This is a genomic window from Arthrobacter sp. B0316-1-20, from assembly GCF_059091865.1.
This window is the reverse complement of sequence record NZ_JBNHHC010000010.1, coordinates 168,259-186,987: the sequence shown is the minus strand read 5'-3', so window position 1 is coordinate 186,987 and position 18,729 is coordinate 168,259. Positions and strand designations below refer to the sequence as shown.

Below are 18,729 nucleotides of genomic sequence, written 5' to 3'. Positions count from 1 at the left end.
CGCCGGCTTCCGCCGCAGCGCAGGGCTCCTGTCACGGAAGGAGACCGCCAGGCTAGTCCTTGATCCGGGCTAGCCGATCGCCTTGGCGATTTTTTCGGCGGTGATGTGCAGATGCTCCACGATGCTGGGCAGGCGGCCGGACTTCAGCCGCTGGTCCGGCCCCGTCGCGGTGAGTCCGCCGAGGAGGAATCCATCGGCATCGCGGACGGCGACGGCGACGGCAAACAGGCCTTCCTCGAGTTCGTTGTCCAGCACGGAGTACCCGTTTCGCCGGACCTCGTGGATCTCCTGGAGCAGGACACCGCGGTCGGTGATGGTCTGCCGGGTGATCGGGGTCAGCGTTTCGGGCAGCAGTTGGATGATCTTCTCGTCGTCCAGATCAGCTAGGAGGATTTTGCCTGTCGCACTCGCATACAGCGGGTACTGGCGGTGCACATACAGCTGCGAAACGCTGAGGATCCTCGACGCTGAGGCCTCGGCGATGAGGTCGTACTCCGTCGCGCTTTTATTCAGTGCGAAGGTGACGGTTTCGTTGATCTCCTGGGCGAACCGTTCAAGGATCGGCTGGACCTTCGCGCCCACGCCAGCGGTCGGGTCGGCGAGCCGTCCGAGCCGGGCCATTTCCCAGCCGAGCGTGTAGTTGTTGTCGGACCGGTCGACGAACCCGACCTGCTCCATGCTCAACAGCAGGCGGAAGGCCGTGGGACGCGTCAGTCCTACGTTCTGCGCCAGTTCGGTGACAGTGATCCCCTGGGGATGGCGACCCAGTTCGCGCAGCAGCGCCATGGCTTTGACGACGGACTTATTCGTGAGGTCCGGCGTGTCAGCGCGCTCTGCATTCGAATCTGTCTCCGGCATGGTCAGGCATTCCTCTCGGCCGTGCGGGCCCGCGTTGTGGCGGGCACTACTAGCCTATGACGGGATCTGGGACGTCGGCGTTCACGTGTCGAACATTGCGTTTAATCCCTGCCCGGTGCCGGCGCATCAAATCACGTCCGACACTATTGACACTACCGCTGGTCCGTCGCTAAATTGAACGTCACGTTCAGATATTGAACATACAGCCCTCCTCTTTTCAACGGTGCAAGGAAGTGTCGCTGCTATGAAAGACCAGCCCCTGAGCCTTTTCGCCTTCGATACCAACTCCCCGGCGCATCTCACTGCGGGCTCGTGGCGCAATGAGGCGGACCAGGGCCACCGCTACAAGGAACTGGCGTACTGGAAGGACCTTGCCCGAATGCTCGAATCCGCCGGGTTCGACGGGATCTTCTTGGCCGACACCACTGGTTACCACGACGTCTACGAAGGCCGTCCGGACGCGGCGCTGCGCGATGCCGCGCAGTTCCCGGTCAACGACCCGATGCTGCTGATCAGCGGGATGGCGGCGGTAACCGAGAGGCTCACCTTCGGCGTCACGTCCTCGCTGACCTACGAGCCGCCCTACTTGATGGCGCGGCGCTTCAGCACGCTGGACCACCTGACCGGCGGACGCGTTGGGTGGAATATCGTCACCTCCTATTCGGAGTCCGCGGCCCGGAACGTGGGGATGTCGCAGCAGCTTGATCACGACGAGCGCTACGAGCTGGCCGAGGAATACATGGAAGTTCTCTACAAGCTGTGGGAGCAGTCCTGGGAGCCCGGCGCCGTGGTGCGCGACCAAAAAGGTGCCACCTTCGTCGATCCGGCCCGCGTCCACCCCATTGAGCACAGCGGCAAGTACTTCTCCGTCCCGGGCATCCACTTGTGCGAACCGTCGCCGCAAAGAACTCCGGTACTGTTTCAGGCCGGTTCCTCGCCGCGGGGCATGGCCTTCGCGGGACGCCATGCCGAAGCCGTGTTCATCAACGCCGTGTCGGTGGAACAGGCCCGCCGCAGCGTCGAAAAGATCCGGCAGGCCGCCGTCGAAAACGGCCGCGAGCCGCACGACATCAAGGTGGTGGTCCTGCTGACGGTCATCGTCGCGCCGACCGAGGACGAGGCCGAGGCCCTGCACGAGCAGGCGCGCACCAACGTCAGCCTCGAAGGCGCCCTGGCCAGATTCGCCGGTTGGACCGGCTTCGACCTCTCCACCGCCGACCTCGACGCGCCGCTGCAGCATGTCAAGACCCGCGGCGTGCAATCGATCGTGGACATGTTTTCCAAAGCCGATCCGGACCGCGAGTGGACACCGCGCAGCGTCGCCGAATTCCTCGGGATCGGCGGCACCGGAAGCGTCATCGTTGGCTCGCCCGGTACTGTCGCCGCCGAAATCAGGCGCTGGCGCGACGAAGCGGACGTGGACGGCATCAACCTCAGCTACGCCACCAAGCCCGACAGTTGGAAGCGCTTCATCGAGCACGCCCTGCCCGAACTGCGCCGCCAAGGGCTCGCCGCAGAAGTTCCCGCGTCCACCGGCCCCCAGCTGACGCTGCGCGAAAAGCTGTACGGTCCCGGGCATCGGTACACACTTCCGAGGCATCCGGCCACCGGCCATCGCGCGGGCACCGCCGTCGCCATCGCTTCCTAACCCAGCCCAGGCAGGACTCACGAACAGACGAAGCAGGAGAACCACAGATGACTGAATCAACCGATGTCGTCGTTGTCGGCGCCGGATTCGCCGGACTGATCACGGCCCGCGAACTGACCCGCCGCGGCCTGGACGTGGTTGTCTTGGAAGCCCGGGACCGGCTCGGCGGCCGCACTTGGACGGACCACCGGCTCGGCCACGACCTGGAGATGGGCGGCACCTGGCTGCACTGGACGCAACCGCATTCCTGGGCCGAAGTCACCCGCTATGGCCTGGAGGTGACCCGCGGTCCCCGCTCCGAGGAGACCTACTGGTTGGCCGGCAGCCAGGTCCGTCGCGGCAACCTCGAGGACTTCATGCAGCTCATCGACCCGGGCATGACCCGCCTGCTCGAAGACACGATGAACTGGATCCCGCGCCCGGACATGCCCCTGGCGGTCTCCGGCATCGAGGAGGCCGACCAGTTCAGCCTGCAGGAGAAACTGGATGAACTGGACCTCTCCGTGGACGAGCGAAATGCCAACGAAGCAGCCTGGGTTGGACACTTCAACGCCACTCTGGACCGGTGTGCCTACACCAACGCCCTGCGCTGGACGGCCGCGACGGCCGGCTCCTGGCACCTCATGCACGAGGCCTCGGCCATCTTCCGCCTCGCCGGCGGCACCCGCAGCCTGGCCGATGCCATCGCCCGCGACTCGGGCGCCGACATCCGGCTTGACTCCCCCGTCCTGGCCATCGAGCACGACGCCGACTCGGCCCTGATCAGCTACGGCGCCGGCCGCAGCATTTCCGCGTCGCGCGTCGTCCTCACGGTCCCGCAGAACACCCTGCACCAGCTCGACGTCGCCCCCGCCCTGCCGGAAGGCAAGATCCGGCCGAGCATCGAGAAGACCGCGTCGCAGGGGGTCAAAGCCTGGATCCGCGTCCGCGGCCCGATCAAACCGTTCTTCGCCTACTCCTCCCAGCACCACCCGCTCTCGGTGGTGCGCACCGAGTTCATCAGCGAGACCGACGCCGTACTGGTCGCGTTCGGCGCCGATGCCACACGGCTCAATGTCAACGACGTCCAGGCCGTCCGCGGCGCACTGAAGGTGTGGCGCGATGACCTGGAGGTCCTGGAAACCACCGGCCACGACTGGATGGCGGACCAGTACTCGCAGGAAACCTGGCTGATCCAGCAGCCGCGCCAGCTGACCAGGTACCTCACCGCCCAGCAGGAGAATACCGGTGTGTTGCACTTCGCAAGCAGCGACTACGCCAACATCTGGGCCGGTTTTATCGACGGCGCCATCGAAAGCGGCCTGCGCGCGGCGCGGGACGTCCACGCCAGCCTCACTACAGCCCCCGCCGAACTCGCCCCCACGACCTAAGGAAAGAGTCATGAGCCTCGCGGCCGTCTCCCCGGCAATCCAGCCCGATCAGTACCGCGCCGTCATGCGCCATTACCCCACCGGCGTCGCAGCGATCTGCGCCACCGATCCGGCCACCGGCAGACCCTGCGGCCTGATCGTCGGCACCTTCCAGGCCCTCTCGCTGGACCCGGCGCTGGTGACCTTCAGCATCGCCCGGACGTCCACCAGTTGGCCGAAGATCCGCCGTTCCGCCATGTTCAGCGTCAACCTGCTCGCGGACGGACAGCAGCCGATCTGCAAAGCCCTTGCCGGCAAAGCCGAGGACAAGTTCGCGGCCATCGGCTGGAAACACTCCGCATACGGCACACCGCACATCGCCGGCTCCCTTGGCTGGATCGACTGCACTATCCAGCAGGAGCTGGACGGCGGGGACCACGTGCTGATCATCGCCAAAGTGCTGGAAATGACGGCCGACGACGGCGACCCGCTGGTCTTCCACGGCGGCCGGCTCGGCGGCTTCCGCGAAAGCACCGCCGCCTGAGACCGCACCGCCGACCGGGCCTCCCCGCCGCAAAGGGCCGCTGCGAAAGCCCGCCCCCTGAGGTGCCGGGGTCCGCCGTGAGGGGCCAGGGCCGGCGACGAGACAACTTCGGTGCCTATCCCTAGACTGATGCCGTATGCCCCGAGCGATCAGGAGTAGGACTTTGGCTGAAAACCCAACCTTTCAGAATGTCACCTTCGAGTCCGCAGGCGGCGAGGCCCACGGGTATCTTGCCCTGCCGGAGTCCGGGTCCGGTCCCGGCGTGATTGTCATCCAGGAGTGGTGGGGCCTGGTGGACCACATCCGCGACGTGGCCGACCGCCTCGCGGCCGAAGGCTTCGTGGCGCTGGCTCCGGACCTGTTCGGCGGCCGCATCGCCCATGACGGCAAGGAAGCCGCGCAGATGATGTCCAAGCTGCCCGAAGCAGAAGGCGCGCGCCTGCTGGCCGGCGCCGTGGACTACCTGCTGGCCCACGAGGCCGTGACCAGTACCACCGTCGGCGCCATCGGTTTCTGCATGGGCGGCGGCTTCGTGCTGGCGCTGGCCGCGCAGCAGGGCGAGCGGATCAGCGCCGCCGTGCCGTTCTACGGCGTCGGTCAAGCCGTGCCCAAATCCTATGAAGGTGTCCGCGCCGCCATCCAGGGCCACTACGGCGAGCAGGACACCTCCTACCCGGTGGAAAAGGCCAAGGCACAGGAGGAGCAGATCCGCCGCGAATCCGGCGCCGAAGTGAACTACTACTTCTATGACGCCCCGCATGCCTTCCACAACGACGAAAACCCGCAGGGCAACTACCGCCCCGAGGCGGCCGAGCTGGCCTGGAGCCGCGCGGTGCAGTTCCTCAAGGACAAGGTGAAGTAGCCTCACCCGCTCAAGGACGACGTCGGCGCTCAGCTTTGCGCCGGCGTCGTCCTTTCCCTTTTCGCGACCGTGAGACAGCACCTGTCATACAAGGGTCGGCTGGCTGCAGCCGGGGCGCGGACGTGGGTATGCTGCACAAGACCCTGGGTGTCGACGATCAGTTCCTTCGAGACGGAAGAAGAGACAGTGGAAGCTGAAACCAATCCGCCAGGTGCCGGGCAAAGTGCGGGCGCAGGTCAGGTGTGGCCCCGCAGCATCGCCGTGATCGGTGCCGCCGGGCTGATTGGTTCGGGCGTAGTGTACCAGCTGGCACTTGCCGGCATCGGCAACACGATCCATCTGGTCGATGTGAAAGAGAACGTCGCGCGCGCCCATGCCATCGATATTTCCGAGGCGCAGATCCTGGCCGGTGTCAGGGCACCCCATCTGCATGTTGTTGATCCAGCAGCTTCTGGCTCCTGGGAGGACGTTGACGTGGTCATCGTGGCCGCGTCGGCCCCGGAGGTGCCTGGCGGGGACCGGCGCGACTTCTTGGCCGCCAATCTGCGCTTGCTCAGGCTGCTCGCCCCGACGATTGAAAAGTTCTCGGGCGAGGACGGCGTAGTCCTGCTGCTATCCAACCCGGTCGACGTCCTGGCCGAGTGCCTCCATCGGATCACCGACATCAGCCCAGACCGGATATTGGGCTACAGCATCAACGATTCGGTGCGGTTCCAAGCCGCAGTAGCCCGGGAGATCGGCATCGAACCGCATCGGGTCCGCGCCCAGGTGCTGGGCGAGCATGGCAATGGGCAGGTGCCGTGCTTCAGTTCCGTACTGGTCGACGGCGCCCCGGCCACCCTGTCCGCTGCCCAGCAGGACCATATCCGCGAGGACATCGATGGCTGGTTCCACCGCTGGTCTGCGTTGGAGCCGGGCCGGAGTTCCGGCTGGACCACCCCGCTCGGCGTGGCCCGCATGATCGGGATGATGGCCCGCGGCGAAATGTTTCCCGCCACCGCATGGACCGCGGGAGTTTACGGGCTTGATGAAGCCTTCATCGCCTTGCCGGTCACGATGAGCTCCGGCAGGGTCAAACTGACCGACTGGCAGGGCTCCGCCGAGGAGCAGGCCGCCCTGGTCAAAGCAACAGCTTCTGTGCGGGAGGCAGCAGCCCTCCATCTTTCGCACGAGCCGGGCCGTCCCGACTCATCAACGCAGTAACCAAAGACAACGAAAAGACTAGGAAGGCAGACCAGTGGCGAGCACAAAGAAGACGGTACTGGAGACGACCTTGGACGTGTTCCGTGCGCACGGCATGACCACCATCTTCGGCAACCCCGGGTCCAACGAGCTGCCCTTCCTCGCCGGCCTGACCGAAGAATTCGACTTCATCCTCGGACTGCACGAGCAGGTTGTCGTGGGCATGGCCGAGGGCTACGCGCGCGCCACCGGAAAGCCCGCGCTGGTGAATCTCCACGCCGCCTCCGGGTCGGGCAACGCCATGGGCGCGCTGACCAACGCCCACTACGGCCATATCCCGATGGTCATCCTGGCCGGCCAGCAGGTCCGGCGCACGGTCGGCCAGGAGACGATGCTGGCCAGTGCGGACGCCTCCATGCTGCCGGCGCCACTGGTCAAGTATTCGCACGAGCCGCTGGCCGCCGCGGACGTGCCGCGCACGCTCTCCCAGGCCGTGTTCGAGACCTCCGCCCAGCCGCGCGGGCCGGTCTACGTCTCGGTCCCGCTCGACGACTGGGCGGAGCCCGCCCTCGACGACGACGCCCTGCTCACCGAGCGGTCGATGGTTACCGCCGGAGGCCTCACCGAGGCCCTCGCCCAGGAACTCATCGCGGCAGTCGACGGCGCCAAGAAACTCGCACTCGTCGTCGGCCCACAAGTGGATGCCGCCGCCGTCGATGATCCCAGCGTGTTCGACGCCGTGGTGTCGCTGGCGGAGAAAACCGATGCCTCCGTCTTCGTCGCGCCCTCGCCCTCGCGCGGCCCCTTCCCCACCACCCATCCCAACTTCGAGGGTGTCATCGTCCCGGGCATCCAGTCGGTGCGGGACCGCCTCGCCGGCCACGACGTCGTGTTGGTCCTCGGCGCCGCCGTCTTCCGGTATCACCGCTGGGAGCCGAGCAACTACCTGGAAGCCGGGACCCAAGTCATCCAGCTGACCCAGGACCCGCGCGAGGCGACCCGTGCACCCTTCGGCCGATCCGTCGTCGCCGATGTGGCAGGGGCAGCGAAGGTTCTGGCGGAGGGGGTGAAGGACCGGGGTCAGCGGCGCGGCGAGCACGGTTCCCGGGAACTCCCGGCGGCCAAGACCTCGCCGGACGGCATGACCGGCACCGAAATCCTTGAAGTGCTGAACGCCCACGTCAATGAGACGGTCGCGTACGTCAACGAGACCACCACTTTGGATCTGGACTACCTCGAGCGCATCGCCATCGACCGCCCGGGCATGTACAACTTCCCCGCGTCGGGCGGCCTGGGCTTCGGCTTGCCGGTGGCGGTCGGCATGTCCCTCGGCGACCCGGAGAAGACCATCGTGGCCACCGTGGGCGACGGCTCCGCGAACTACGGCATCACAGCGCTCTACACCGCGGCCCAGCGGCAGACCCGGACGGTGTTCGTCATCGTCAACAACTCCAGCTACGGCGCCCTCGCCGGCTTCGCCCAGCGGATGGGCGTGCCGGACGTGCCCGGCCTGAAGCTCGGCGGCATCGATTTCGTCTCCATCGCCGAGGGCTATGGCGTGCCCGCCGAACGGACCACCACCCGCGAGGAGTTCGACGCGGCCTACCAGAAGGCGCTGCAGGCCACCGGCCCGGTGCTGATCGACGCGCAAGTAGTCGGCGGCTGATCGCGGAGAGCACTCTCCACATGTGAGAGGACGACGTCGGCGCCCACCCGGCTGCCGACGTCGTCCTTGTGTTTTTCTCGCCATTCTGCCGCCACAGCCCGGGGCCGGTGTTGCTCCCGCCCGGCGGCCGCTACTCTGTTCCCCATGAAGCCCGAGACGGCGTTGCTCGACTGGATGCTCGACTCCGACCCGGCCTTGCGCTGGCAGGTCGAACGGGACCTCGCCCACGCGCCGCCTGAGCAGTGGCAGGCAACCAGGGCCCGGGTGGCCACCGAGGGATTCGGGGCGCAGCTGCTGGCGCAACAGGACGCCGATGGCCAATGGGCCGACGGCGCCTACTTTCCGGCCGACTTCGACTTCCAAGGCCCGGAAGCAGCCGAAGAAGCCGGCCAACCGTGGACGGCCACCACTTGGACGCTCAACACGCTGCGCGAGTGGGGCCTCGACGCGGCCGCGCTCGACGGCACCGCCGAGCGGCTCGCCGCCAACAGCCGCTGGGAGTATGACAACCTGCCGTACTGGGACGGCGAAGTGGACTGCTGCATCAACGCGTTTACACTCGCCAACGGCGCCTGGCTCGGAGCCGATGTCGGCGGAATCGCCGCCTGGTTCCTCGAGCATCAACTGCCCGACGGCGGCTGGAACTGCGAATGGGTCGAAGGCTCCACCCGCTCCTCGTTCCACTCCACGCTTAACACGCTGAAAGGGCTGCTGTACTACGAGTCAGCGACCGGCGGATCGGACGAACTCCGCGCCGCCCGCCACGCCGGCGAGGAGTACCTGCTGGAACGCCGGCTGCTGTACACCAAGTCCACCGGAGAAATCGTCGGACCGTGGGCCACCCACTTCGCCTACCCGTTCCGGTTCGTCCACGGCGCGCTGCACGCTGCGGACTATTTCAGGTCTGCTGCGCTGTACGACGGCGGCGCCCCCAACCAGCGGCTGGCCGACGCAGTGGAGGTGATCCGCTCCGCCCGCCAACCCGACGGCACGTGGCTACAGGAACGCCGTCATCCAGGGCGTGTCTGGTTCGATATCGACGTGCCACCCGGCGAAGCGTCCAAATGGCTCACCTTCTACGCCACCCGCGTCCTCGCGTGGTGGGACCAACCCGGTAGAAAAGCCACAGGCCTACCGGCAGGACGAGGACATCATGGATGACGCACAGAACCGCCAGGACCTGACCCGGCAAATCGACGAGCGCCGCAACGACATTAGGGCGTTTCTTCGCCGCGCGCGTCCGAGGCGCAACCGGCTGACCAGTGTCAGCATCGTGGCCAGTGCCGTCGTCGCCGCGTTGACGGCGGGGCCGGGTTTCGGACAGGACACTTTTAACTCAGCGGTGGCAAGCATTTTCTCGCTATCCAGCCCTTCGGTCGTCTGGCAGGTCATCTGCATCCTGTCTTCGGTCCTCTCCCTGGTCGCCGCAATAGCGTCCAGCCTTTCCAACTCACGCAACAGTGCGGAGCAGATCTCATCGGCAGAATCGGCCAGCGCGCAACTCGACGGGCTGCTGACCGCTTTGAAGTATGGCGAGATGCCGTTGGGTGATGCCGCCAGGTTGTATCAGGAGTACAGCTCGAAGGCCGCCTTCATCGACTAGAAACGGCCACCACACCCGTTCCCCGGCCGACACCCTCAGGACTACGCTTCCCGGCAGTATCCCCCGATCTGGGCGATGACCGCCCCCTTTCGCAAAATTAAGGTATCCGTGGCAGTGCATCCTGAGAATACTGGTCCCATGAGCCTCTTTCGGACCAAGTCGATCGAACAGTCCATGGCGGATTCGGAGGAGCCAGGGCGGGAGCTTAAACGCACCCTGAGCACCTTCGACCTGATGATCCTCGGCGTGGCGGTTGCCGTCGGTGCCGGAATCTTCTCCGTCGGGGCGAAAGCTGCCGGCAGCTTTGCCGGTCCGGCCGTGACCCTGTCCTTCGTGCTCGCGGCCATCACCTGCGCGCTGGCCATCATGTGCTATGCCGAGTTCGCTTCGGCCATTCCAGTGGCCGGCAGCGCCTATACCTACACGTACGCAACCCTGGGCGAACTGCTGGCGTGGATCATCGGGTGGGACCTGATCCTGGAACTGTTCACGGCCGGGGCGGTCATCGCCAAGTATTGGGGGATCTATCTCAGCAGTGTCTTCCTGCTCTTCGACGTCCATGTCCCCACCACCGTCAGCTTCCTGGGCCTGGAGCTGACCTGGGGCCCACTTCTGATCGTTGCCATCTTCACCACCCTCCTGGTGCTCGGCACCGAACTGTCAGCCCGGGTGAACAACGTTTTTACCCTCATCAAAGTGGCGATTGTGCTGTTCGTGATCGTTGTCGGCTTCACATACGTACGGGCGGAGAACTACACACCGTTCGTACCGGAGCCGGTACCCACCGCTGGCACGGGCGGAAACGCCTGGACACAGTCGCTGTTCTCCTTCCTCAGCGGTGCCGAGCCACAGCAGTACGGCGTGACGGGCATCCTGGCAGGCGCGGCGCTGGTGTTCTTCGCCTTTATCGGTTTCGACGTCGTTGCTACCAGTGCGGAAGAGGTACGCAACCCACAGAAGACGCTTCCGCGAGGCATCTTCGGCGGTCTGGCCATCGTGACCGTCTTGTACATCCTCGTGACCCTGGCCCTGACGGGAATGGTCTCCTACAAGGATCTTGCGGCGGCTGATGAGGCCTCGCTGGCCACCGCGTTCATCGACGTCGGGGCAGACTGGGCCGCCCAGGTCATCTCGGTCGGCATCCTGATCGGGCTCACCACCGTCATCATGGTCCTGCTGCTGGGCCTCGCCCGGGTCGCCTTCGCGATGAGCCGCGACGGCCTGCTGCCGCGCTGGCTGAGCCACACCACGGAACATCATAAAACCCCGGCCCGCGTGCAGATCCTGGCTGGAGCCTTGGTGGCCTTGGTGGCAGGCTTCACCAACGTGGATGTGCTGGAAGAGATGATCAACATCGGCACCCTGTCCGCCTTCATTCTGGTGAGCATCGGCATCGTCGTGCTGCGCAAGAAGCGGCCGGACCTGCCGCGCGCCTACCGCGTGCCTGGCTCGCCGGTGGTGCCGATCCTGGCCGCGGTCCTGTGTTTCTGGCTGATGCTGAACCTGACCACACTCACCTGGCTGCGCTTTGCGGTTTGGCTCGTCATCGGCCTGGCCATCTACTTCCTGTACGGCCGCCAACACTCGCGGCTGAACCATCCGGAACTGATCCCGGTGCAACACGAGCGCGAGGAACATCACCGGCTGGAGCACGAGCAGCGTGTCCGTGAACGAAGGGAACACCGGCACAACCCGGAGCCGTAGTTCCGCCTGCCTCAGGGGCAGCAATGGCTTGAAACGCTGGTGGTGCCTGGCCGCAGGCAGGGCCCGCATCCGCCACGGCTATCATCAGAGGAATTCATCATTCTGCAGAGTGGAGTAGCCCGTGGAGCTCGGCGCATTTTCGATCAGCCTCGCCGTCAAGGACATCGCGGCTTCCGCTGCCTTCTACAAGAAGCTCGGTTTTAGCGATCACGGCGGTGACATCACGCAAAACTGGTTGATCCTCAAGAACGGCGAGACCGTCATCGGACTCTTCCAAGGCATGTTCGAGAAGAACGCGCTGACCTTCAACCCGGGCTGGAACCAGAACGCCCAGGCGCTTGACTCCTTCACGGACGTGCGCGACCTCCAGCGGGAGCTGAAGGCGGAGGGCGTGGAATTTCTGGCGGAAGCGGACGAGGGAACGAACGGCCCCGCGAGCTTCATGCTGCTGGATCCGGACGGCAACCCGATCACCGTGGACCAGCACGTCTAAGCCACGTCTAAGCAAGGCACCACGATTGCGGCCCCGGACCACAAGGTCCGGGGCGCAGTTCGTTCACAAGTTAGAGCGTGCGGATGTTTTCGGCCTGGAGGCCCTTCGGGCCTTGAACCACGTCGAACTCCACCCGCTGGTTTTCCTCCAAGGAGCGATAGCCGCCGGAGGAGATGGCCGAAAAGTGCGCGAACACGTCCGGTCCATCGTCATCCTGGCTAATGAATCCGAAACCCTTTTCGGCGTTGAACCACTTGACGGTGCCTGTTGCCATGCTGATTATCCTTCTTGGCCGCACCGCCGGCTCCCGGTCGGGAACCTATCCCCGCAGGCGTCCACTTACAACCTAGGGGCGCCGACCACCGGGGGCAAGACCCGTGCATGGTGGAACGGGCTGTTGGCCCTCCTCCGACGGAAGGGGCCACGGGTGGCAACGGCTAGTCCCGCCACCCTCATCCACAAGATCCGGCTCGTTGCCCGAATACTGAGCTGATAGTAAGGGTGATTACAATTCAAGGCATGCCTACACGAACCGAGACTCAGAGCCCGTCCAAACTGAAACGGGGCATCTCTGGTCCGATGCTTTACCTGTTCATCCTCGGTGACGTGCTCGGCGCCGGTATCTACGCGCTGGTGGGAGAAGTAGCTGCCGAGGTTGGCGGAGCCATTTGGGTGCCTCTGGTGATTGCACTGGTGCTGGCGCTGCTCACCGCGTTCTCATATGCGGAGTTGGTCACCAAATACCCGAAGGCCGGCGGCGCGGCGGTCTTCGCCGAGCGGGCGTATGGCATTCCGGCAGTCTCCTTCCTGGTCGGGTTCTGCATGCTCGCGGCAGGGGTAACAAGCGCAGCAGGCTTGTCTTTGGCCTTCGCGGGTGACTATCTCAAACCGTTTCTGGACGTACCGACGGCGGCCGCCGCGGTGGTGTTCCTGCTACTGGTCGCGCTGCTCAATATGCGCGGCATCAAAGAGTCCTTGCGCAGCAACATAGTGATGACCGTGGTCGAGGTTTCCGGGCTGGTGTTGGTCATCGTTCTGGTGGGGCTCATGCTTGGCCGCGGCGACGGCGAACCGAGCCGGGTTTTCGAATTCACCGACGGCGTGCACCCGGCCACCGCGGTGCTTGGCGCGGCCCTGCTTGCCTACTACTCCTTCGTGGGGTTCGAAACCTCGGCGAACGTGGCAGAAGAAGTGCGCGGCGTCTCCCGGGTCTACCCCCGAGCGCTCTTCGGCGCTCTCATCACCGCCGGAGCAGTTTATGTGCTGATCGGCCTGGCTTCAGCGATCGCCCTCCCCGTGGACGAACTGTCGGGTTCTTCCGGACCGCTGCTCGCCGTCGTCGATGCCACCGGTTTCGGCATCCCGCCGTGGCTCTTCGGCATCGTCGCTTTGATTGCCGTCGCCAATGGCGCCCTGCTGACCATGATCATGGCCAGCCGCCTGACCTACGGTATGGCCGAGCAGCGCCTCCTGCCGTCAGTATTGGCTCGGGTGCTGCCGAACCGCCGGACACCGTGGGTGGCCATTGTTGCGACGACGCTGGTGGCCATGGCCCTGACGCTGACGGGCGACCTCGAGTCATTGGCCGAAACCGTCGTACTGCTGCTCCTTTTCGTGTTCCTCAGCACCAACATCGCTGTTCTGGTGCTGCGCCGCGACTCCGTTGAGCACAGTCACTTCAGGGCCTTCACGCCCATCCCGTACCTCGCCATCGCCTCCTGCGTGCTGCTGCTGACGCAGCAGAGTGCCGAGATCTGGTTGCGCGCGGGTATTCTGCTGGCCATCGGATTGGGGCTGTACGGCGGAGGCCGGCTGATGGAACGCCGACGACGCGCCAAATAGACGCGTGAATGCCTACCCCCGAATCAGTGGACCCATCGGGGGCGGTATGAACTGGCGTCAAGCGCTGTCCGCCGCTCAGTTCGCGTCGGAGCGCCTGTAGATGTTGATCAGAATTCCAGATGGCAGTGCGCGGGACTCGGCCAGCCTGAGTCTGCTGAACGGGAACCCGTCGCCGAACAGCCTCTTGCCGGAGCCCAGCACCAGCGGGTAAACGACCAGCCGGTATTCATCGATCAGGTCGTGCTCGGCCAGCGTCCTGATCAGCTGGGTACTCCCCCACACCCGGATTTCGCCACCCGGCTCGGAACGCAGCAGCTTCACGGCGGTCGGCATGTCGGGACCGAGGAGCTGCGAGTTCTTCCAGCCGAGCTCGGTCAGCGTGCGCGAGGCAACGTACTTGGGGACGCGGTTGTATCTGCGGGTCAGTTCACCCAGCAGGCCGTCGGCATTCTCGTCCCACACGCCCCAGGAGCCGGCGAAAATCTCGTACGTCTTGCGGCCCAGCAGCAGTGCCTCGGTCCTGCTCTCCCACTCGCTGACAACGTCCCCGTCGTCGTAGCCTGCCTGCCAGCCGCCGTGCTCGAAGCCGCCTTCGCGGTCCTCATCCGGCCCGCCGCCCGCCTGGACGACGCCGTCCAGAGTGATGAACGCCTGCACCACGATAGTGGCCATACCCGATTCTCCGGTCCGCTCACGGCTCGGCCCCTACCGAGCACACTTGGGACCGAGTCGACACCGGAATCAGCACCCTGTCAAGGATGCTGCCACCCACGCAAAGGAACGACGCCGGTGCCCAGGTGAGCACCGACGTCGTTCCTTGCGTTGTGGTTGAGGTGTAAAACCTCAGGCGTTAGCTGTCTTCGGCGGCCTTTCGGGAGCCGAGCTGCTCGTCCAGGCGCAGCAGGCCGGGGCCGTCGTCGTTGACCAGCTTGACGCGGCCGATGATCTCGCCGACGGTGGCTTCTTCTTCGAGTTGCTCTTCGACGAACCAGTTCAGCAGCGGGATCGAGTCGATGTCGCCCTCCTGCTGTGCCAGCCGGTACAGGTCGCGGATGGATTCGGAGACCTTCTTCTCGTGCGCCAGCGAGGCTTCGAACGCCTGCAGCACGGTCCCGGCGGACACCGTGGGAGCGGTGATCGCCTGGATCTTCGGGTGCGCGCCGCGGTCCATCATGTGCTCGATGAACTTGTTGGCGTGGACCACCTCTTCCTCGGCCTGGGCGCGGAACCAACCGGCGATGCCGGGCAGGTCGACGGCGTCCATTTCAATGGCGAGCTGGCGGTAGACCACGGAGGCCTGAAGTTCCAGCGTGACCTGATTGTTAAACGCTTCTGCAAGTTTTCCTGTGAGTCCCATAGTTCCCAGATTAGGCACCGATTTGTATCACCGCCACCAAGGTAAGGCAAGCCAAGCTGAGGAAAGCCTGTGCTATCCGTAAACTCAGCTGCCGGTGGCGTGGGCCGGAACAGTGGGCTTGGCCAAACCCTCCACAACGACGGCGTGGGGCAGCTTCGCCAGTTCCTGCGGCTGGAGCAACAGCTTGCTGGTGCGGTTGCCGCCGCCCATCACTACGCGCTCGCGCTCCAGCACCGCCGAATCGATGTAGATGGTGTTTCCCGAGATGCCTATAGCTGTCACTCCGCCGATCTCCATCCCGGTCACCGCTTTGGTGGTTTTGGCGTCGGCGAAGGAAGCCCGTTTGACGCCCAGCAGCTCGCGGACCGACTTGTTCACGTCCAGCCGGGTGGTTCCCAGCACCACGCAGATTGCATACCTGGCCGGCTCGACTTTCTTAGAAGCCACCAGGATGGTGTTGGCCGACTGGTCCAGGGAGAAGCCGTAGTGATCGCAGAACACAGCGGTGTCCGCCAGTTCCGGATCGCACGCCAGCACCTCGTAGGTCAGGCCATGCTCGGCGAGCGCTGCTTCAACCGCAGGCAACAGGGTGGCGGCGCTCATGATGCCTGTGTTGCCCCCGCCGTCTTGGTGACCGCGGCCAGAATGGCCTCGCCCAGTTCGGCGGGCTTGGTGAACTGCGGCCAGTGGCCGGTGGGCAGATGGACGTATTCCACGTCCTTGATACTGGCCAGCTCCACTACCTGCGGGGCCCCGGAGTCGATCCAGCCTTGCAGTTGCTCCGGCGTGAACTCACAGGTGATGATCGTGGCCGGGACGCTGAACCGTCGCTCGTCGGAGAGGTGCTGCGGGTCTTGGGCAACGCCCTTGGGCTGCGGGATGGCGCGGGCGCGGAAAGCTGCGCGGAGCCCGTCGTCCAGGTCCGCCAGGTCCTCGTCCCCGAAGAAGCTCCAGTCCGGCAGCGGCACTTCATCCCCGTCGGCGGGCAGCTCGTCGTTGATCACGCCGCCTTCGCCTAACGGGCCGCTGTCCACATAGATGGCGCGCAGAATGCGGTCCGGGCGCTGGTCCACCACGCCGTGGATGATGGCGCCGCCGCCGGAGTGCCCCACGAGGATCACCGGCCCGCCCAGCTCGTCCACTGCCTTCAGCGTCGCGTCAATGTGGTCCCGCAGGCCGATGCCCGCCCGCGGGGCGTCCACGGACTCCAGCCCGGGCAGCGTCAGAGGGTAGACCCGGTGGCCCGCGGCAACCAGCGGCGGTGTCACCTCCGACCATGACGACGCGTCCAACCAGAATCCAGGTACCAAGATGATGTCCATGTCAGGTGACTCTAGTGCCCGCACAGTGGCCCGGGACACCCCTTGGGTCGAATTCAGGACAGCCACGGTCCTATGCCTGCCGTACCGGCGGGCTGAGGCCGGGTGACGCTGCCGGTGAGCCATAGGCTGGGTTGTGACAACATCGCTGAGCCAACCCGGAGGACCGCAGTGGGAATCATGAACGACCTGCTGGGTCCGTCCGAGGTTGCGCAACTGCGCACTTCGCTGGAGGTGGCCGCCGACCAATCTGCCTGGCCGGCCCTCGGGGAAGCCGGCGGCCGGCTGGAACCACTGGCCCTGCGGGCCCGGGCCGGCCTGCTCGCCGCCGCGCTGATCGACGATCTGGATGCGGACTACGGCCGGGCTGCCGGGGTTTTCCGCACCGCCCTCGCCGATGACGGCTTCACCGGGTGGCTCCTGTGGCCGGTCGGCGAGGCCGCGGTCACCCTGGCGCTCCGAGATGGAAGCCGGCGTACCTTCGATGACGCATTGGCGCTGCTCGCGGAACTGACGCCGCGGATGAGCAGCGAGTTCGCCATCCGGCGGCTGCTCATTCCGGATTTGGATCGGGCCTTGGGAGCGATCCACACCTGGACAGCGCACCCGGACGAGCACGTCCGGCGGCTGGCCAGCGAAGGCACCCGGCCGTATCTGCCTTGGGCCGCCCGGGTGCCCGGCATCATCGCCCGTCCGACGGCGACGCTGCCGCTCCTCGACGAACTGTATCGGGACGACAGCGATACCGTCCGGCGCTCGGTGGCCAACCACCTGAACGACATATCGCGGCACGCCCCGGCCGAAGCGGTGGCCACCGCCGAACGCTGGAGCACGACGCCGGACGAGCGCTCGGCCTGGGTAGTCCGGCACGGGCTGCGCACCCTGGTGAAGAAGGCGGACCCCGGCGCCCTCGCTACGCTCGGTTTTACCTCTGGAGCCGTGGCGGTATCCGCTCCGCAACTCGACCAGAGCATTGTCCGCCTGCCCGGGGAACTGGGCTTCGCCGTCGAACTCCGCAACGAAGCGGCGGTGCCCGCACGCGTTGCGGTGGACTACGTGGTGCACTACGTCAAGGCCAACGGGGCGCTGGCCCCGAAGGTATTCAAGCTGGCGGTGGCCGACCTGGCGCCGGGCGAGATGCGCCGGTTCCGCAAAGCGCACGGCTTCCGGCAGATGACCACCCGTGTGCATTACGCCGGCCGGCACTTGGTCCAGGTGCAGGCGAACGGGACGCTGTCCGCTCACGCAGCCTTCGACGTGGTGACCTGACCAGCGGCAGCTGGCGGCCTGACCGAATTCGCTGAGCGCATGATCGGGTGCTGATCGAAGTGCCCGGCCGTCGCCATTCGATAACCTTTCTGTAACCTGTTTCTGTTATGCCAGCGGATACACCGCCTCCTGCAGATGCGACCAGTACCGATGAAGGAACTGCCATGAAGCTTGACCTGCCCCCGCCGCAGACCTCGGCCGTTGCACCACGTCCGCTCCGTACCGGCCTCGCGAAACTGAGGTGGCCCCGATGAGCGCCACCGTCGATGAGCAACGCAAGCTGCACGTTTCACACCACAGCGCCGCGGGCATCGGGACGGTGGCCGCAGACCTGGTCGCCGGACTCGTTGATGAAGTGCCCGAAGCCGTCATTGGCCTGGCCACCGGATCCTCCCCCCTGCCGCTGTACCAATCTTTGGCACGCCGCCGGCTGAACCTGGCCGCCGTCAGCTGGTTCGCCTTGGACGAATACATCGGGCTTCCGGCCGGCCACCCCGAGAGTTACGCCGCGGTGATCGAGCGCGAAGTCATCACCCCTTTGGGCCTCGACCCCGCGAGGGTTCTGCTGCCGGACGCTGGCCGGCCGGATGTGGATCAGGCGGCCGCGGACTACGAGGCGGCCATCGCTGCCGCCGGCGGCATCGACCTGCAGATTCTGGGCATAGGCCACAACGGCCATCTGGCGTTCAACGAGCCCGGTTCAGCCTTGGATTCACGCACTCGGGTGGAGGTGCTGACGCACCGCACGCGGCAAGCCAACGCGCGCTTCTTCGACTGCCTGGACGACGTCCCTACCCGCTGCATCACGCAAGGCCTCGGTACCATCCTCGCCGCCAAGCGGCTGCTGCTGCTGGTGCAGGGCCGGGACAAAGCCGAAGCGCTCCGCGATGCACTGACCGGCCCCATCCACCCGGACTGCCCGGCCTCCGTCCTGCAATTGCATCCCGACGTCACCGTCCTCACCGATCTGGCGGCCGCCTCGCTGCTTCCGGCCGGAGCGTCATCGGCGTCGTGAATTTCGGTCGACGCAATA

19 protein-coding genes are annotated in these 18,729 nt (G+C 65.7%); 13 read left to right on the top strand and 6 right to left on the bottom strand.

From position 1 onward, the window contains the following. Positions 1 to 69: 69 nt before the first annotated feature. Positions 70 to 858: an IclR family transcriptional regulator gene (locus tag AC5RW2_RS18225; RefSeq protein WP_493951430.1), complete on the bottom strand. Its 789-nt coding sequence runs from the start codon at positions 856 to 858 to the stop codon at positions 70 to 72. A gap of 244 nt (positions 859 to 1,102) precedes the next feature. Here AC5RW2_RS18225 and AC5RW2_RS18220 point away from each other — a divergent pair, with 244 nt between their 5' ends. The 10 genes from AC5RW2_RS18220 (at position 1,103) to AC5RW2_RS18175 (ending at position 11,909) form a co-directional block, all read left to right on the top strand. After that, positions 1,103 to 2,506, top strand: coding sequence for an LLM class flavin-dependent oxidoreductase (locus AC5RW2_RS18220; protein ID WP_493962639.1), 1,404 nt, complete (start codon positions 1,103 to 1,105; stop codon positions 2,504 to 2,506). 47 nt (positions 2,507 to 2,553) lie between these two features. Beyond that, on the top strand, positions 2,554 to 3,876 hold the full coding sequence (locus tag AC5RW2_RS18215) for a flavin monoamine oxidase family protein (protein ID WP_493962640.1): 1,323 nt from the start codon (positions 2,554 to 2,556) through the stop codon (positions 3,874 to 3,876). Between the two features lie 10 nt (positions 3,877 to 3,886). After that, entirely contained in the window at positions 3,887 to 4,399 is a 513-nt protein-coding gene (locus AC5RW2_RS18210) for a flavin reductase family protein (RefSeq protein WP_493962641.1), read from the top strand. 163 nt (positions 4,400 to 4,562) lie between these two features. Continuing rightward, entirely contained in the window at positions 4,563 to 5,261 is a 699-nt protein-coding gene (locus AC5RW2_RS18205) for a dienelactone hydrolase family protein (RefSeq protein WP_494074335.1), read from the top strand. Positions 5,262 to 5,447: 186 nt separating this feature from the next. Beyond that, a complete protein-coding gene (locus tag AC5RW2_RS18200) occupies positions 5,448 to 6,464 on the top strand; it encodes a malate dehydrogenase (protein ID WP_493962642.1) in 1,017 nt (338 codons plus the stop codon). A gap of 34 nt (positions 6,465 to 6,498) precedes the next feature. Beyond that, positions 6,499 to 8,109, top strand: a complete 1,611-nt coding sequence (mdlC, locus tag AC5RW2_RS18195) for a benzoylformate decarboxylase (protein ID WP_493962643.1) — start codon at positions 6,499 to 6,501, stop codon at positions 8,107 to 8,109. A gap of 144 nt (positions 8,110 to 8,253) precedes the next feature. Then, positions 8,254 to 9,270 (top strand): squalene cyclase, encoded by a 1,017-nt coding sequence (locus AC5RW2_RS18190; RefSeq protein ID WP_493962644.1) that lies wholly within the window; start codon positions 8,254 to 8,256, stop codon positions 9,268 to 9,270. Continuing rightward, positions 9,263 to 9,712 carry a hypothetical protein gene (locus AC5RW2_RS18185; protein WP_493951438.1) on the top strand — a complete coding sequence of 150 codons (450 nt, stop codon included), beginning with the start codon at positions 9,263 to 9,265 and terminating at the stop codon, positions 9,710 to 9,712. Before AC5RW2_RS18190 ends, AC5RW2_RS18185 begins: the two co-directional genes overlap by 8 nt. A gap of 138 nt (positions 9,713 to 9,850) precedes the next feature. Next, positions 9,851 to 11,416, top strand: a complete 1,566-nt coding sequence (locus tag AC5RW2_RS18180) for an amino acid permease (RefSeq protein WP_493962645.1) — start codon at positions 9,851 to 9,853, stop codon at positions 11,414 to 11,416. A 121-nt stretch (positions 11,417 to 11,537) separates the two neighbouring features. Next, a complete protein-coding gene (locus tag AC5RW2_RS18175; RefSeq protein WP_493962646.1) occupies positions 11,538 to 11,909 on the top strand; it encodes a VOC family protein in 372 nt (123 codons plus the stop codon). Between the two features lie 70 nt (positions 11,910 to 11,979). Here the strand turns inward: AC5RW2_RS18175 and AC5RW2_RS18170 are convergent, their stop codons facing one another. After that, positions 11,980 to 12,183 carry a cold-shock protein gene (locus AC5RW2_RS18170; protein WP_127512273.1) on the bottom strand — a complete coding sequence of 68 codons (204 nt, stop codon included), beginning with the start codon at positions 12,181 to 12,183 and terminating at the stop codon, positions 11,980 to 11,982. A 245-nt stretch (positions 12,184 to 12,428) separates the two neighbouring features. Between AC5RW2_RS18170 and AC5RW2_RS18165 the strand changes: the two genes are divergently transcribed. Continuing rightward, positions 12,429 to 13,751 carry an APC family permease gene (locus AC5RW2_RS18165; protein ID WP_493962647.1) on the top strand — a complete coding sequence of 441 codons (1,323 nt, stop codon included), beginning with the start codon at positions 12,429 to 12,431 and terminating at the stop codon, positions 13,749 to 13,751. A gap of 75 nt (positions 13,752 to 13,826) precedes the next feature. On the opposite strand, the gene AC5RW2_RS18160 is transcribed toward AC5RW2_RS18165, so the two are convergent. The 4 genes from AC5RW2_RS18160 to AC5RW2_RS18145 all read right to left on the bottom strand — a co-directional run bounded on the left by AC5RW2_RS18160 (position 13,827) and on the right by AC5RW2_RS18145 (position 16,430). Further along, a complete protein-coding gene (locus AC5RW2_RS18160) occupies positions 13,827 to 14,423 on the bottom strand; it encodes a dihydrofolate reductase family protein (protein WP_493962648.1) in 597 nt (198 codons plus the stop codon). Positions 14,424 to 14,601: 178 nt separating this feature from the next. Continuing rightward, positions 14,602 to 15,108: a ferritin gene (locus tag AC5RW2_RS18155; protein ID WP_493951447.1), complete on the bottom strand. Its 507-nt coding sequence runs from the start codon at positions 15,106 to 15,108 to the stop codon at positions 14,602 to 14,604. An 84-nt stretch (positions 15,109 to 15,192) separates the two neighbouring features. Beyond that, positions 15,193 to 15,711, bottom strand: a complete 519-nt coding sequence (locus AC5RW2_RS18150) for a YbaK/EbsC family protein (RefSeq protein ID WP_493962649.1) — start codon at positions 15,709 to 15,711, stop codon at positions 15,193 to 15,195. Then, complete coding sequence (locus AC5RW2_RS18145; protein ID WP_493962650.1) at positions 15,708 to 16,430, bottom strand: alpha/beta fold hydrolase; 723 nt, start codon at positions 16,428 to 16,430, stop codon at positions 15,708 to 15,710. The genes AC5RW2_RS18150 and AC5RW2_RS18145 overlap by 4 nt, the downstream gene beginning before the upstream one ends. A gap of 177 nt (positions 16,431 to 16,607) precedes the next feature. On the opposite strand from AC5RW2_RS18145, the gene AC5RW2_RS18140 reads away from it, so the two are divergent. Together AC5RW2_RS18140 and AC5RW2_RS18135 are read left to right on the top strand one after the other, a co-directional pair. Further along, entirely contained in the window at positions 16,608 to 17,696 is a 1,089-nt protein-coding gene (locus AC5RW2_RS18140) for a DNA alkylation repair protein (RefSeq protein ID WP_493962805.1), read from the top strand. 250 nt (positions 17,697 to 17,946) lie between these two features. Continuing rightward, the gene (locus AC5RW2_RS18135; RefSeq protein ID WP_493962651.1) at positions 17,947 to 18,711 is read left to right on the top strand and encodes a glucosamine-6-phosphate deaminase; all 765 of its coding nucleotides are present in this window, start codon (positions 17,947 to 17,949) and stop codon (positions 18,709 to 18,711) included. Positions 18,712 to 18,729: the final 18 nt, after the last annotated feature.